This window comes from Flavobacterium sp. J27, from assembly GCF_004303025.1.
GTDB lineage: Bacteria > Bacteroidota > Bacteroidia > Flavobacteriales > Flavobacteriaceae > Flavobacterium.
The window spans coordinates 1-14,763 of sequence record NZ_PJQW01000017.1 but is presented as its reverse complement, the minus strand read 5'-3'; the positions used below and the strand labels follow the sequence as shown (position 1 = coordinate 14,763).

The window sequence follows — 14,763 nt, the reverse complement described above, 5'->3', positions numbered from 1 at the left end:
AATATGAAAACAATCAACTTGAAATAGTTGAAATAATGTTTGGCGATTACGATAAAACCGATCTAGAAGGACCATACTGGATTGAATCCGAAATAAATTGGATATATACTATCTAAACATAAACAAACACTATTTGTATATAAAGTGGATTTTTTATTTTTTTAGAATTTTCATAATCTTTATGTTTCCATTTTCATTTTCTAACTGAAGTAAATAATATCCAGCAGAATATTTTGACAAGAATAACTCAGTCTTACCAGAAATGATATTTCCTGAAGTTATTTCTACACCTAAAAGAGAATAAATCTTATATTTTAAATTTGAATCAGTACTTACAGTAATGGAGTTGTTAAATGGATTTGGATATACAGATGTATTAGCAAATCTAAAGTCATCTGTGTTCAACATGTTGTTTATCTCATAACAGTAACTTTGACTACCACAACTATTCGTTGCAGTAACACATACGTTATAGGTATCTAAATTGTTAAAAGTATGTTGCGGATTTCCTTCTATTGATGTATTTCCATCATCAAAATCCCAAATGATTGAATCGTATGGAAGTGATCCACTATAGTTAAATGTAAAGGTTTGCTCATTTTGACCGTCTTGACTAAAAGAAAAACTAGGTTGGGGTGAAACACAAGGACAGTTAGCACTACCATATTTTGCAACAAAAAAATCTTCCCAAGATGCGCTAAATGTATCACCATTAAAATATAAATAACCATTAAAGTTCCCTCCTAGGTAATAGTTATTATTGTTATCAGAAGACAATGCATACCCAAATTCTGAAGCACCAAAATTGCTCTCTAAGTCTTCAAGACTTATTATAGTTCCATCACTTTTATTAAATCGTGCAAAAAAAACATCATAAAACGCATTAGGCTGCTGAGTAAGAGTAACATCATCCCAAGTTATACTAGCATGTTGCCCCGTTATTGCTATTTCATTATTATTTATTACAATAGCGTTTCCGTCAGATGCTGCTAATGTTTCTGCATTAGTAGACCATATGCCTTGCCCTAAATCATCAATTTTAATAATATAAGGAAACATATGTGGTTGATTTGAAGTAAATGTTTGACCTGCAAAACTATCCCCTGCTAGTCCACTTCCTGTAATATAAATATCATTATTGCTATCTATACAGAAATCGGTTATCTTTCCAAAAATGTTAGGGTCATTTTCTATTTTCCAAATATAATTTCCATTACTATCAAAAGCCACTAAATACATATTGGAATTAATATTTTGGTCACCTACTGTAATTATACCATTATCGGGATCAAAAGTACCACCTATGTAAAACCCACCTGTGTTAGAGTTTCTTAAAAATTTAAATTCATCTAAAACACCTATCAATTCAAATTGTAAGGGTATTGCCTCAAGAAATGTTCCGTAAGTATCATATTTAAAAATAAAAAAATGATCTCCCGCTGTATTATTTACAAAAGCCCCTTCTGCATAAGTTCCAGGTGGCACAAGACAAAGCCAATAACTATTCCCTTGTATATCTGTTTGTACACCTAGACCAAGACTATGACTAAACGCTTCAGTAATTGACACATTATCCTGTTGTGGCATTCTTAACCATTGAAATACACCATCAGGATTGTATTTAAGTAAAAATAAATTTTTTTTATTTACATCGGGTAAAACAGAAAAAGGGATAATAGAATCGGTATCAAAATGTACAGAAAAGTTTTGCGAAGAATTATAGACAGTTCCAGACACATAAATGTTTCCAGCTCCATCAACTTGTAAGTTCTCTATTCTATCGGTACTTGGTCCTCCAATAACCTTATTCCAACGATATGTACCGTTGCAATCATAGCTAGCAATTAAATAATCTCTATTTGAACCACCATCGTAAGCGGTTAATGGCATACCATCAAGTTGAAGTCCTATTTTTCCAATAGTGCTTAAAAAATATAAATTACCTTGAGGATCATTAAGCATATCTATCGTTTTTTCTGTACCACTAATTTGATTGTTTGAACCACCATCAATTGCCCATTGCCAAGTTTGGGAGTTAGATATCTTATAAAAAAATAAGCAAAAAAATATAAAAAATGAATGTTTTAAGGTAAAGTAATTTTTCTGCATGCTTGGAAATTTTGGCTCTAATATAAGTAATATTTTTTTTTACTTAGGGATTTTAACCTAAATACCATTTGAAGTTTTCATGAATGATCAAAAAGGAAACATTTTTTTTCAAAAATTTAACTATCTAATTGTGATAATTTTATCGGCTTTTATTCTAAATTATTTTTTTATTTAAATAATTTACTTTAAAGAGGAACTAAAACTTAAAATTTCAAAAGAATTTATTTTCTAAAAATCTTCATCCTATTTTGGTCCTCTTTTTTTAAAACAAAAACAGAAAACGGTATATTTGAGAAAAACAAATTTAAAAACTCTAGCAAATGTATGCTTGCAGTTCTGCTTGAATATGAGTAATTCAATATTTATTTAGAAACTTAATACAAAATGAACACTATTCTAAAAAATAACATTGGTATTTTTGAAAACTTAACAGATGAAGAAAATATAAAACTGAGTACTGTTTTTAAACATCAAAAATACAAAAAAGGAGATTTTATCATTAGTGAGAATGATATGGTTCAGGATGTTTATTTCATACATTTAGGGTTAGTAAAACTCTCTCACTTTGACAGTAATGCTAAAGAATTTATTTTATCATTTGCATTTGAAAATTGGTGGGAAACAGACTTTTCTGCTTTTTATAATAAAACCAAAGCTACATTAATGCTCCAATGCCTTGAAGATACTGAAGTATATAGTTTGAGTTATGATTCGTATTTATCTATTTTAAGCAAATATCATTTAGCTAACTATTTTCTTGAGAAATCCATAAAAGGTCATATTGCTAGTCAAAAAAGAATATTATCACTACTGAAGTCTACTCCAAAAGAGAAATATGAACAATTCCTAAAATTATACCCTACACTTGCAAATAGAATACCAAAATCTGTAATAGCAATTTATTTAGGGGTTTCAAGAGAAACACTTAGTAGGTTATATAAACGAAAGAACCTTTAAAAGTGATTTTGGTCACAATCATTTTACAAAACCGTTGATAATTTTGCATTAATAAACTTTATTAAAAAAGACAAAAATGAAAAAACAAATTATCAATCCATGGACTTGGCAAGACGCAAGAAATTATGTACAAGCAATAGATGTAAAAAACATTGAAAGTACTTTATACGTTTCAGGACAAACGGCAATAAATGATGAAGGCATATCTAGCAAGGAAAGTATGCGTTCGCAACTAATCCAAGCTATACAAAATTTAGAAAAAGTAATTAGCAGTGCTAATTATGAATTAAAAAACATAGTACGCCTAAATATTTACACTACTTCAAACTCCGAACTATTTGAAAATTTCGACATAATACAAGACTGGATTACAACAAATAAAATAAAACAAACGTCTACTGTATTAGAAGTTAAAAGTCTTTTCGAAACATTAAAAATAGAACTTGAAGCAACAGTGGTAAAATAGAAAACAGACCATTTAACCAAAACAAATGGTATATCTAATAATAATTTTTAAAAAAAATATACTAGAAAAAATACTGTTTTTAATAGAAAAAATCTGTAAAATTTTCTAAGAATAAACAAAGACTTGAAATAAATAAGAAATATATTTAAAACTAATTAAAAAACTTGATAATTCAAATCCTAAAAAGAATTCTATAACACATTTCTTTTATATACTTGACTTCTATCTATTCGTTGTAAGTTATCTTTTTTTTGTGTGTTTTTCCCCATTCTGCCAAAGCTGTAATAATATCTTTTAATGACTGACTGTAATCGGTTGGCACATATTCTACCAAAACAGGAATATGTTCTGCAAATACTTTTCTTTCTATTAAATGATTAGCTTCTAATTTTTTCAATTCATTTGATAACACTTTTGCTGATATACTGTTTAGTGATCGTTGCAAATCATTAAATCGTGTATGTCCTCCTAAAACAGCAATCATTACTCTTATAGTCCATCTGCCTCCAAGAACATATAAGGCATCTTCCGTAGCCGATAAACTATTTGTACATTCCTTTGGAGTTAATTCTAATTTATTTACTGACATTTTTAATATTTCACTTAGAAACTTTCCAAAAAGTAACTACTTACATTTTGGAAAGTACTATATTTTAGAAAGTAAATATAAATATTTTTGTAATGATATAAATTATAAATTAAGAAAATGAAAAGAACAAAAATAACGTACTACGTTACAACAGGAATTATTTCAGCAATGATGCTATTTATTGGTTTTGAAACATTATTAAAACCTGAAGTAAAAGTTTCAATGCAACATTTAGGGTTTCCAGATTATTTTAGAATAGAATTAGGAATTACAAAATTTATTGGAGCAATCATGCTTTGGTTACCCTCAAGATTATCAAAAGAAATAGCATACACTGGTTTTACTATCATGTTTGCTTCAGCTTCGTTAGCTCATTTTGCAGTAGGAGATCCAACAGAAAAAGTCATTGCAGGATTTGTTTTTCTTGCAATTTTAATAGCATCTTATGTGAGTTATATTAGATTACATAGTCTAAAAACAACTTAAAGTATCAGTACTAAAAACATTTTTAATCATTTAATTGATCATATCTATAAGATTACTATTTTAACCTTTATTTTCCATTAAAAAAAATTCCTAACTATCACATAGTAAGGAATTTTTTATATTTTAATGTATGTTCGTGTAAAACTGCATGCCTAAAACAATACTTTCTTAAATACCGCAAGTTTCGGATTTTTTTTAGCCAATATAAACCTAATCTTTGCATCTCAATATCATAAATTATTCTTCATGAAAACATTTATTTTAATTCATGGCTCTTGGCATTGCGCTTGGAACTGGCATAAAGTAGTACCTATTCTTGAAAACCAAGGTCATACCGTTTATGCCATTGATTTACCTGGAATGGGTAGAGATAAAACGCCTATTCAAAATGTAAATCTAAAAACTACAGTTGAAAAACTTTGTGAACTTATCGACAGTATAGAAGAAAAAGTAATTCTGGTAGGACATAGCAAAAACGGAATCATGATTTCGCAACTTGCAGAATATCGGTCAGAAAAAATTGAGAAATTAATCTATTTAGCGGCTTATTTAATTCCTAATGGTAAAACACAAGCTGCGTATTCTTCTCAAGACCTAAACAGCGTGCTAAAACCATATGTAACAAGATATCCTGAAACCAATTCACATACCCTACAACCAGAAATTTACAAAGAAGGACTTTATCATGATTGCGAAGATACTATTTATCAAATGGCGAGAATGTTATTGGGTCACGAAAGTGCTGAAACAGGAAAAACACCTTTGGAATTAACTGAAAAAAATTACGGAAGTGTTCCAAGATTTTACATAGAATGTACACAAGACAAAGCGGTAACACCTTACATTCAACAAAAAATGTATCATGAAACTCCATGTACAAAAATATACAAAATGCATACCAGTCATTCTCCTTTTTTTAGTCAGCCCAATGAATTGTGTGCTATCTTTTTAGAAATAGCTAATAATTGAACATGAAAACTATTGTAGCAAAAATAGACGCCATTAATTGGTATTTAGTAACCGAAGAAATGCATCAAAACGGTTATACTATTGTTCCAAAAGTACTTTCAAACGAACAATGTGAACTATTGAAAACCAATTATAACAACCCCAATTTATATCGAAAAACAGTAACAATGGAACGTTATCGCTTTGGTTTAGGAGAATACAAGTATTTCAATTACCCCTTACCAGAAATCATTGAAACTCTTCGTACCAACATTTATACAAAATTAGTACCAATCGCTAATACTTGGTTCAAGTCCTTAAAAATGGAGCTTCAATTCCCATTACTACATACTGAATTATTAGAAAAATGCCTCCAAAACGGACAAGATAAAGCTACACCTTTGATTCTAAAATATAACAAAGATGGATTTAATACCTTGCATCAAGATTTATATGGCACAATTTATTTTCCAATTCAAATTGTATTTGTTTTAGATGAGCCCGATTCAGATTTTACAGGAGGAGAATTTGTAATGACACAACAAATTCCGAGAGCGCAATCTAAAGCAATTGTGTTGAAACCTACAAAAGGCGATATGCTGATTTTTACTACTAACTTTAAACCTGAAAAAGGAAGTAAAGGATATTACCGAGTAAATATGAAACACGGAGTAAGTGAAGTCAAATCGGGTAATAGACACACATTAGGTATTATTTTTCATGATGCGATAAGTTAGTTATGATACATCACTCAGAAATAGCAAACAATGATTTATATCGTAAAATAAAACAACGAGAGATTAATTTTGGTGGTAACAAAAAACTCAAAATTTACGGTTTTTTAAATTGTAAATCAGGCAAACGAATGAATCGAGAAAATAGGGTTTTCTTTTCTTCTATAAAAGAAGCTATTGAAAATGGTTTTAGACCTTGTGGGCACTGCATGAAAAGTGATTATAACATATGGAAAAATGATCTTTTGTAGGCAAACCAAAGAGCTAACAACAATAAACCTCTCACATTCATAAGAACAAAGGCTTCTAAAACGAAGCTTTTGTTCTTATTTTTTAGATAAATATTTACTTTTTAACCACAATCGAGTTGGCATATCATATAATCTCATAGCTGCTATAGCAACAATAACAGAGACTAACATGGTTAAAATTGCAAATGGCCAACTTTTTTCAAGTGTATAATTGTGGTTTGAAACCCATGCCATATAAACATAGACAATCGGAAAGTGCGTAATATAAATTGGATAAGAAATATTACCCAAAAAATCACTTACTTTAGCCGTTGCACCCTTTACTTCTCCACTTGCCCCTAACCATACTATAAAGGGAAAAACAATAATTAGACAAACACATTCATACAAACCGTTTTGCCAAAGATGTTCATGCCCTCCAATTCTTGGCATTACTAAACAAACAACTAAAAGTACAGATGCAAGTAAAAAACTATACTTCTGCTTACCTACTTTCACAGTTCGAGCTAATACTATACCTGCTAAAAAAGGAAATGCTAAACGAATAAAACCAATTTTTAATTGAGTTGGATCATCAATTGCCCATCCACCAATAATATCTCCTTGAGGATTTGTAAGTGAATAATGAATCGTAAATAGCATGGCTACTAAAACTAAAATGAACATTATTTTATTAGTTAACCTTCTTAAAACTAAAGCATATGAAATATTAGCAATTTCTTCAAAAAACAATGTCCAAGAAGGGCCATTTATTGGAAACATTTCATTCCAACCTCTAATATCTAATCCTTTCCCTACTGGTATTAGAAAAAAACTCATACTTGTTAAAATAAGTAATTTCCATACAGCTACTTCGGAAATTCTTCCCCAACCCAGAATTTCAGAATCTTGAAAATAAAACAATACCGCACCAAAAATAGCTCCAAAGATGAGCATTGGTTGTAAACGAATTATTCTTCTCTTAAAAAAATGTCCTAAAGACATAATATCCCATCTGTCATCATATGCATAACTGATTACATATCCAGATAAAATGAAAAAAAAATCTACCGCTAAATAACCATGATTTAACAATTGCTTTGTGTGATCACCTCCCGAATGAATCTCTAAAATGTGAAAAACAACTACAACTAAAGCGGCAATACCTCGCAGTGCATCCAAAATTTTGTAATGCAATTTTGATTGTAAAAGGGCGTTTTTATCAGTCATATCTATAAGTAATATTTGGACCATAAAAGTAAGAGGTTTGAAACAATTCAAATTGAGATATAGTTGAATAATATTGTCTTATATTTGTATTTTATATCAAAAAAACAACAACTTGCCCGATATTATAAAATATTGTCATTCCGAAAATCATTTGAATCAATCCTTTAAATTAGACCATGTACATATTAAATGGGATAAACAAATTCATTTGCATAGACAGGATTTTTGGGAAGTAGCCTATATAATAACAGGAAGGGGCACAAGAATTATTGGAGATAATATAGCGTCTTTTAATGCAGGAGAAATTATTTTAATTCCTCCTCATCTTCCTCACTGTTGGTCATTTGATGAATTTACTCATGATGAAGAAGGTAAAATAGAAAACATCTGTTTGTTTTTTTCTACTGATATCTTAATTGATTTAAAAGCAACTTTTCCAGAATTATCCGAACAAATAGAAAGTATTAATAAAATCTCAAATGGAATAGCTTTTCAAGAACAAGCATTGTTTAATTTACAGAACATTTTAAAATTAATGCTCAATCAAACCCCTCAAGAAAGAATTATTTCTTTTTTATCAGTTTTATCAATTTTAGCTCATACTCAAAACACTAACATTGTAGGACAACCCATTATTGAAAACCGAAACACTAAAAAAATACAACTTTTAGAACTCTATGTTATGAATAACTTCCAAAATAATATCGCTTTAGATGATGTAGCGCAATTTTTGGATATGGAAAAATCATCATTTTGTGTATTTTTTAAAAGAATAAAAAAAGTGACTTTTTTTCAATATTTAACCGAGTATAGAATTATATCTTCTTGCAAACTTCTCATTAATTCCGACTTGACGATTTCAGAAATAGCTTATTCATGTGGTTTTAGAGACATACCTTATTTCAATCGAACCTTTAAGAAAAGTAAAGCTATGACTCCAAAAAGTTATAGAGAAACCGAAAGAAAAAACAACAAAGGCTTCGAAAATGAAGCCTTGTTAAAAAAAGTGAATTCTTAAATTTTTATGACAATATTCCTCCAGTAGGTGGTTTAATAGTAAGTACTAGAATCAACATCTACTCGAGAAACATTGTTTTGAAGTTTTAAATTACTACTTCTTTTGCTGCGCATATCAAAAGAACAGGACTGTCATACCTAAGGATCCCTTTTTTCATGGCAAAAATTAAACTATCTGTTCTACTAATTTAAGTATTTTTTTTTAAATCCACTCTTTTTTAAAAAGAATTTAATTGTTAAAATACCCCCTAAATAATGATTTTGATAAAAATCGTATGTTGTATCTTTGAAAATGTAACACCAAATCAGATTATATACAAAAAATAAATACGTTTAGAAAAAATGTTTTTTGGAATTTATTCTGAAACTGGTATGATAAAAAAAGTAGCTAAAGGAACCATAACTTGAATTACTAAAATTATGAACGAAAACTATTATTTAGAAAAATTCAAAAAAGCAGCTGAAAAAATTAATATAGAAGAATTAAAAGCTAAACAATTACAAATTCATGTGGGCATTACTCTAGATTCTATTGTTTTAAAATTATACAAAACCACATGGTCAAACGAAAACACTGATCCTCTTACTGCTAAAACTAGAATTTTTTTTGCTATTTGGGTAAACGAAAAAACGTTAAAACAGAATAGAATTTACTACAATATTCATGCTTTAAAACTTCGAGAATTAAAAGGATATCATTTAAAAAGTAGCGATTTTGCTCAAGCTTTTAGACATGATTTCCAGAAATATAAAAACAATTGGAAAAATGTAAATACTCAATTTGGTCCTTTAACCTTATTAGAAGGCTGGGAATCTTATGATAAAGAAAACCTAGAAAACATAATCGCAAAATTGGCAATTAATTTTCTAACCATTGAACACCTAATCGATGATACTTTGACAAAGTTTGAACACTCTAAAAAACACTAGGTTAAATATTAAAAATACGTATTTATACGTACAAAAAAAGAGCAAAAATCAGTATAAATACGTATTGACAACTAATGCAATAGCACGTATTTTTGTAAAATATAACCTATTAATTTTTAAACCATGAAAAAACTACTTGCACCCTGTATTGTACTATTTTTATTCGTCATTTCATGTCAGGAAAAATCAGAAAAACAAAACATTTCAGCTTTTGAAATTAAAGGAGAAAACGATGTTGTTTTTATGGAAATTAAAGAAGATGGAACCATCTACTCAAACAACAACCTCATTGGGAAATTTGAGAATCAAAATATATTAAAAGACAAAAATGACCATATTATTTTAACTTTAAAAGAAGGTTTTTTATATGATGACAAAGAAAACAAGTTAGTCGCTATGGATGAGAATGGAAAAATTGAGAATAGTTCCGGTAACACATTACGGTGGGATGAAAATGGAGAGCTACTTAATAACGAAAAGAAATCAGGATTTAAAATTAGCCCAGTAAAACAACAGTTATTTCAACCCGCTTCCATCCTATTGTACAGTTATTTACACATTCATTTAAACAACCCATGAATGATAAATGGCACCAGAATATATCGATTTAGTAAAGAATAAGCGATAAAAAAACGAAAAGGGTTTTGGTTAACACCAAACCTTTTTTATTAGATAATTTTCGTCTATTTTTACAACCAATATTGTTAAATTTCAAACAAGAAATGAAAAAAATAGTTTTCTTGATATTTTTTTTAAGTATATCAACCTTTTTAAAAGCGCAAAATAGTATTTCTGGAACCATTTCAGAAGAAAATTCTAACCTACCTTTAGCTGGAGCTTACATTTACATTACCGAATGGAACAAAGGAGTAGTTTCAGACGAAAATGGAAATTATTCTATAAGCTTAAATGCCAAAGGGCGATTTACGCTTCAATTTTCTTATTTAAGTTACGAACCTGTAATCAAAGAAATTATCATTTCTGAAACCACGAACGAACAAAAAATAGATGTACAATTAAAAAAACATATCATTCAAATGGATGAGGTCGTTTTGTCTAATTCTTACATTAATACACAAAGTACAAATACTTATGAAGTAGATGTAGTAGACATCGATAATATTGCCAAAGTAGGTGGCTTTAGTGTCATGGATATTTTAAATAAAATTCCTGGTGTAGACGCAGTTACCTCTGGAACTATGGTGAGCAGACCTTCTATTAGAGGCCTCTCGAGTAATCGTGTTTTAACGGTTATTGATGGGGTGCGTTTTGAAACACAACAATGGGATGACGAACATGGTATTGGCGTTAATGAAAATGGTTTTGAAAAAATTGAAGTCATTAAAGGACCTGAAAGTTTATTATATGGACCAGAAGCTATGGGTGGTGTGATTAATTTTGTAAAAACCAAACCTGCTGCTATTGGAACAACGAAAGGTTCTGCTTTTGCAGCCATGTCTACCAATAATCTAGGCTGGAGAGCGAATGCAAAAGTAGATGGAGCTAAAGAAAATTTAAATTGGGGGGTGAGTGCATTAGGCAAACTTTTTTCTGACTATTTTATCAATAACCAATCGTTTCGAGTTCCTAATACCCGATTATTAGAATATGGTGTCAAAGGATATGTGGGTACTCACAAAAAATGGGGGGCTACCAATTTAGAATATACTTTTAATCAAGCATATTTTGGAATCTTAGATGGAAAAGACATTTCTTTTGGTCCAAACGGTGAAATCATCAATTCAGATATTGAAAAAGAAAAATACCCTTTTGAAATAGAAGCGCCTTTTCATACAGTAGTAGATAACAGAATTACCTCCAGTTCTACTTTTCTAACAGGCAAGTCAAAATTCGATTTGGTTGTAGGCTACCAAAACAATCATCGTACTGAAAATGAAGAATTATCAGGCGTAAAAAAAGGATACAAATATGTAGACATGACCTTACAAAGTTTAACTTATAACTTAAAATGGTACGCTCCTACTTGGAATAGATTCAGTACAATCATTGGTTCTCAAGGGATGTACCAAAACAATAAAAACAATTCGGGAGCGCAAACCGTTTTAATTCCTGATGCAAGGATTAAAGATTTTGGTTTATTTGCAGTAAATAAATACCAATATAATAATTTTAATTTTAGCTTGGGTGCACGTTTTGATTCCAGAAATTTAGACACAGATGAAACCAATGGTTTGAATTATACAATTCCCGAAATTTCTAAATCGTACAATAATGTGAGTGGTTCAGCAGGAATAGCCTATACGATTGCAAAAAAACTAACCTTACGTACCAGTTTTGCAACTGGTTACCGTTCGCCTAATTTAAACGAATTAACATCTAACGGTTTCAAATTAGAATCACAACGCTTTGAAGTAGGTAATGCTAATTTTAAAAAAGAACACAATCAACAATTTGATTTTAACGCCGTTTATGCTAATGAATCAATAAGCATCGAAGGGGCTTTCTTTATGAATACCATTCGTAATTATATTTATATTGAACCAACAGGAACCTCTGTTCCAAGTAATTTAGATCCTGCTGTAAGTGTGCCTTTGTATGAATACCAACAATCGGAAGCACAAATTACAGGTGGAGAAGCAACTGTTTCTATTCATCCTGAAGGCTTAAAATGGTTTCGTTTAGACAATAGTTTTGCAACCTTAAAAGGGATAAGAACAGACAATGATTCGTATTTACCTATGATGAATCCTACCAAATTAACGAATACTTTGTTCATCACACTGAATGATTTTGGTAAATTTAGTAGTTCGGTTATCAACCTAACAATTGCTTCTACTTTCGACCAAAACCAAGTAGCTGAAAATGAATTAAAAACACCAGGTTATTCTATTTTCAACATAGGCATTGGTACCACTTATAAAAAAACGGCTTTTACGTTAACCGCAAACAATATTTTCGATAAAAATTATGTAAACCATATGTCTCGTTTTAGAGCATACAATATTTCAGAACCTGGTTTAAATATTGCATTGAGTGTAAAAATACCCTTAGATTTAAATTAATTTCAGATAACTAAAAAAGCCTTTCTCATTCTGAAAGGCTTTTTATTTATTACTATTTTATTACTTCCGAACAAAATTATGTAGCATAAAATCCAGCTGAAATCCCATAGAAAAATACAATTCTTTTGCCATTTCTGAAGCTTGCAAAACCGCTATGGTTGCTCCTTTATTTTGGGCAATTTCTAAAACAAATTGCATTATTTCTCTCGCAAAACCTTTTCCTCTCATTTCTGGAACAACACCTAAACAATGAATACCAGCAATCGTTTGGGTTATATATAAAGCAACTGTTCCTACTGGTTGTCCTTCAAAAACTATGTTAAAGAAAGAGAGCTTATCTTTCATTTTTTGAAGTATTTCTGGTAAAATAGGATATCCAAAAGCTTTTTCAAAATTAGTAGTCCATATTGCAATACTATTATCATCTTCTATTTTTTGAAACATCACTCTAGAGGTTATATCCCATTTTTTATCAAGTAACAAAGACATTCCATACTGACTTGATTTTAATTGAAAGGAAGAAAAATCATAATTGTTCTCATATTCCCCTTCATTAAAATAAGCATACGTGAGTGGAACAGTATTATCTTGTAACCAATGACTTATTTTTTTAATTGGGATATCATTATTGTTTTGGTACCAAATTCGGTTTGGCCATTGCCCTTTGGCTACTGTTGCAATAGCAATACTTTCAGAAACAATATAATTCCCTGTAGCTAAAGCTACTTCTTTCCATAGAGAAGTTAAATTTTCAATATTTTCTTGTGTGATATTCATTATTTCATATTTAGTAAAAAGACTCCGATAATCATCGCTAGAATTCCTAAAATTCGCTTGGGTGTAATCATTTCAACAGGTAGATGCAACCAACCATAACTTCCTGCTAAAAAAGAAAATAAAAGTTGTCCACACAAACCTAAGGCAATTACTTTAGAAATACCCAATTTAGGAATAGTATAAAAATAGAAAGAGATGCCTAACATGCTAAAAAATGCTCCTATAAACCATAAATACCAAGGTACATCGGCTAACAATGTGATTGTAGGTGTTTTTTTTGCAAGTAAGGAAGCGAGTAAGATTCCAAAAAAAGTACTTCCCACCGAAGTGACAATAACCGCAAATATAGGTTGCTTTAAATAATTACCTAATTGCGAATTGAAACCAGCTTGAACGGCTAAAAAAATACCGCCTAAAAATGCAATGATGTATAAACTAATCTCTTTCATACAGCAAATTTCGATTAGAATTTTATACTAGTTCTTTACATATGTTGATGGATATTATTTTTCTTTTAATTCTTTACGAATGCGACTTAGCTGTGTGGGAGTAATACCTAAATTAGAAGCAATATGATGCAACGGAATTCGCTTATCTAAAGTTGGATGCAACTCTAATAATTGTAAATATCTCTCAGTAGCCGTTTGCATCACCAAACTAATTTCTCTTTTTTCTTTGTCCACTACCCAATTTTTTTCGAGATAAGCAATATAAAAATCTTTTAAATCTGTATGGTTATCAATAAGTTCCCGATACTTCTTATAATTCAGAGAAAGTAGGATACAATCTTCTAACGTTTCTAAAGCAAATTCTGAAGGCGTCTCTTTTAAACAAGACACTTTTGAGCCTGCAAAATTTTTTTCTAAAAAAATATTTTTGTTGTACGTATTTCCTTTCTCATCTATAAAATAGGCAATAATGGCACCTTTACAAATCACATGAAGTGCTTTCGCTACTTCTCCAACTTGTAAAAGCAACGTTCCTTTTGGCCAAAACTCCAATACTGATATTTCATACAATAATTCCATTGAAGCATTACTTACAGGAGCATAACTTCGAATTACTTGTTCAAAAAGAGTTTTATATGTAGTCGGATTTGACATTTTTGTAAAATTTTACAATTATAAAAAGGTCTTAGTAATAATTGAATAAAACTTCATGAAAAATAACAAAAAAATATTTTACTACATAGTTTGAGTCGTCCTAAAATAGATTGACAAGTTTTACAATAAATTAATTAAAACCAGTGAAGCTAGCTTCACTGGTT

At 29.9% G+C, this 14,763-nt stretch carries 16 protein-coding genes; 10 read left to right on the top strand and 6 right to left on the bottom strand.

Features of this window, described 5'->3' with window-relative positions:
- Positions 1 to 153: 153 nt before the first annotated feature.
- Positions 154 to 2,109 carry a T9SS type A sorting domain-containing protein gene (locus CX675_RS18180; protein ID WP_130736680.1) on the bottom strand — a complete coding sequence of 652 codons (1,956 nt, stop codon included), beginning with the start codon at positions 2,107 to 2,109 and terminating at the stop codon, positions 154 to 156.
- 384 nt (positions 2,110 to 2,493) lie between these two features.
- On the opposite strand from CX675_RS18180, the gene CX675_RS18175 reads away from it, so the two are divergent.
- The gene (locus CX675_RS18175; RefSeq protein WP_130736679.1) at positions 2,494 to 3,066 is read left to right on the top strand and encodes a Crp/Fnr family transcriptional regulator; all 573 of its coding nucleotides are present in this window, start codon (positions 2,494 to 2,496) and stop codon (positions 3,064 to 3,066) included.
- 76 nt (positions 3,067 to 3,142) lie between these two features.
- Positions 3,143 to 3,532, top strand: a complete 390-nt coding sequence (locus CX675_RS18170) for a RidA family protein (protein WP_130736678.1) — start codon at positions 3,143 to 3,145, stop codon at positions 3,530 to 3,532.
- 226 nt (positions 3,533 to 3,758) lie between these two features.
- Here CX675_RS18170 and CX675_RS18165 read toward each other — a convergent pair whose 3' ends face one another.
- On the bottom strand, positions 3,759 to 4,121 hold the full coding sequence (locus CX675_RS18165; RefSeq protein ID WP_130736677.1) for a helix-turn-helix domain-containing protein: 363 nt from the start codon (positions 4,119 to 4,121) through the stop codon (positions 3,759 to 3,761).
- Between the two features lie 117 nt (positions 4,122 to 4,238).
- Here CX675_RS18165 and CX675_RS18160 point away from each other — a divergent pair, with 117 nt between their 5' ends.
- From CX675_RS18160 to CX675_RS18145, 4 genes are all read left to right on the top strand, one after another.
- Complete coding sequence (locus CX675_RS18160; RefSeq protein ID WP_130736676.1) at positions 4,239 to 4,607, top strand: DoxX family protein; 369 nt, start codon at positions 4,239 to 4,241, stop codon at positions 4,605 to 4,607.
- A 246-nt stretch (positions 4,608 to 4,853) separates the two neighbouring features.
- Positions 4,854 to 5,576, top strand: coding sequence for an alpha/beta fold hydrolase (locus CX675_RS18155; protein WP_130736675.1), 723 nt, complete (start codon positions 4,854 to 4,856; stop codon positions 5,574 to 5,576).
- 2 nt (positions 5,577 to 5,578) lie between these two features.
- Entirely contained in the window at positions 5,579 to 6,292 is a 714-nt protein-coding gene (locus tag CX675_RS18150; protein ID WP_130736674.1) for a 2OG-Fe(II) oxygenase, read from the top strand.
- Positions 6,293 to 6,294: 2 nt separating this feature from the next.
- Positions 6,295 to 6,540: an Ada metal-binding domain-containing protein gene (locus CX675_RS18145; RefSeq protein WP_130736673.1), complete on the top strand. Its 246-nt coding sequence runs from the start codon at positions 6,295 to 6,297 to the stop codon at positions 6,538 to 6,540.
- 75 nt (positions 6,541 to 6,615) lie between these two features.
- On the opposite strand, the gene CX675_RS18140 is transcribed toward CX675_RS18145, so the two are convergent.
- A complete protein-coding gene (locus CX675_RS18140) occupies positions 6,616 to 7,773 on the bottom strand; it encodes an acyltransferase (RefSeq protein ID WP_240723692.1) in 1,158 nt (385 codons plus the stop codon).
- An 88-nt stretch (positions 7,774 to 7,861) separates the two neighbouring features.
- Between CX675_RS18140 and CX675_RS18135 the strand changes: the two genes are divergently transcribed.
- The 4 genes from CX675_RS18135 (at position 7,862) to CX675_RS18120 (ending at position 12,719) form a co-directional block, all read left to right on the top strand.
- Entirely contained in the window at positions 7,862 to 8,767 is a 906-nt protein-coding gene (locus CX675_RS18135) for an AraC family transcriptional regulator (RefSeq protein ID WP_130736672.1), read from the top strand.
- A gap of 419 nt (positions 8,768 to 9,186) precedes the next feature.
- Positions 9,187 to 9,696, top strand: coding sequence for a hypothetical protein (locus tag CX675_RS18130; protein WP_130736671.1), 510 nt, complete (start codon positions 9,187 to 9,189; stop codon positions 9,694 to 9,696).
- Between the two features lie 123 nt (positions 9,697 to 9,819).
- Complete coding sequence (locus CX675_RS18125; RefSeq protein ID WP_130736670.1) at positions 9,820 to 10,275, top strand: hypothetical protein; 456 nt, start codon at positions 9,820 to 9,822, stop codon at positions 10,273 to 10,275.
- A gap of 143 nt (positions 10,276 to 10,418) precedes the next feature.
- Positions 10,419 to 12,719, top strand: coding sequence for a TonB-dependent receptor (locus CX675_RS18120; RefSeq protein ID WP_130736669.1), 2,301 nt, complete (start codon positions 10,419 to 10,421; stop codon positions 12,717 to 12,719).
- A 60-nt stretch (positions 12,720 to 12,779) separates the two neighbouring features.
- On the opposite strand, the gene CX675_RS18115 is transcribed toward CX675_RS18120, so the two are convergent.
- Genes CX675_RS18115 through CX675_RS18105 form a run of 3 tightly spaced genes read right to left on the bottom strand, consistent with a single transcriptional unit; the run spans position 12,780 to position 14,599 of the window.
- Positions 12,780 to 13,496, bottom strand: coding sequence for a GNAT family N-acetyltransferase (locus CX675_RS18115; protein WP_130736668.1), 717 nt, complete (start codon positions 13,494 to 13,496; stop codon positions 12,780 to 12,782).
- The gene (locus CX675_RS18110; RefSeq protein ID WP_130736667.1) at positions 13,496 to 13,945 is read right to left on the bottom strand and encodes a DMT family transporter; all 450 of its coding nucleotides are present in this window, start codon (positions 13,943 to 13,945) and stop codon (positions 13,496 to 13,498) included. The genes CX675_RS18115 and CX675_RS18110 overlap by 1 nt, the downstream gene beginning before the upstream one ends.
- Positions 13,946 to 13,999: 54 nt before the next feature.
- Positions 14,000 to 14,599, bottom strand: a complete 600-nt coding sequence (locus CX675_RS18105) for a Crp/Fnr family transcriptional regulator (RefSeq protein ID WP_130736666.1) — start codon at positions 14,597 to 14,599, stop codon at positions 14,000 to 14,002.
- Between the last annotated feature and the right edge of the window lie 164 nt (positions 14,600 to 14,763).

Coding starts and splice junctions, on each gene's coding strand:
- CX675_RS18120 (WP_130736669.1), top strand. CDS start 10,419: ATGAAAAAAATAGTTTTCTTGATATTTTTTTTAAGTATATCAACCTTT.
- CX675_RS18130 (WP_130736671.1), top strand. CDS start 9,187: ATGAACGAAAACTATTATTTAGAAAAATTCAAAAAAGCAGCTGAAAAA.
- CX675_RS18175 (WP_130736679.1), top strand. CDS start 2,494: ATGAACACTATTCTAAAAAATAACATTGGTATTTTTGAAAACTTAACA.
- CX675_RS18160 (WP_130736676.1), top strand. CDS start 4,239: ATGAAAAGAACAAAAATAACGTACTACGTTACAACAGGAATTATTTCA.
- CX675_RS18180 (WP_130736680.1), bottom strand. CDS start 2,109: ATGCAGAAAAATTACTTTACCTTAAAACATTCATTTTTTATATTTTTT.
- CX675_RS18150 (WP_130736674.1), top strand. CDS start 5,579: ATGAAAACTATTGTAGCAAAAATAGACGCCATTAATTGGTATTTAGTA.
- CX675_RS18145 (WP_130736673.1), top strand. CDS start 6,295: ATGATACATCACTCAGAAATAGCAAACAATGATTTATATCGTAAAATA.
- CX675_RS18140 (WP_240723692.1), bottom strand. CDS start 7,773: ATGGTCCAAATATTACTTATAGATATGACTGATAAAAACGCCCTTTTA.
- CX675_RS18105 (WP_130736666.1), bottom strand. CDS start 14,599: ATGTCAAATCCGACTACATATAAAACTCTTTTTGAACAAGTAATTCGA.
- CX675_RS18165 (WP_130736677.1), bottom strand. CDS start 4,121: ATGTCAGTAAATAAATTAGAATTAACTCCAAAGGAATGTACAAATAGT.
- CX675_RS18170 (WP_130736678.1), top strand. CDS start 3,143: ATGAAAAAACAAATTATCAATCCATGGACTTGGCAAGACGCAAGAAAT.
- CX675_RS18125 (WP_130736670.1), top strand. CDS start 9,820: ATGAAAAAACTACTTGCACCCTGTATTGTACTATTTTTATTCGTCATT.
- CX675_RS18115 (WP_130736668.1), bottom strand. CDS start 13,496: ATGAATATCACACAAGAAAATATTGAAAATTTAACTTCTCTATGGAAA.
- CX675_RS18155 (WP_130736675.1), top strand. CDS start 4,854: ATGAAAACATTTATTTTAATTCATGGCTCTTGGCATTGCGCTTGGAAC.
- CX675_RS18110 (WP_130736667.1), bottom strand. CDS start 13,945: ATGAAAGAGATTAGTTTATACATCATTGCATTTTTAGGCGGTATTTTT.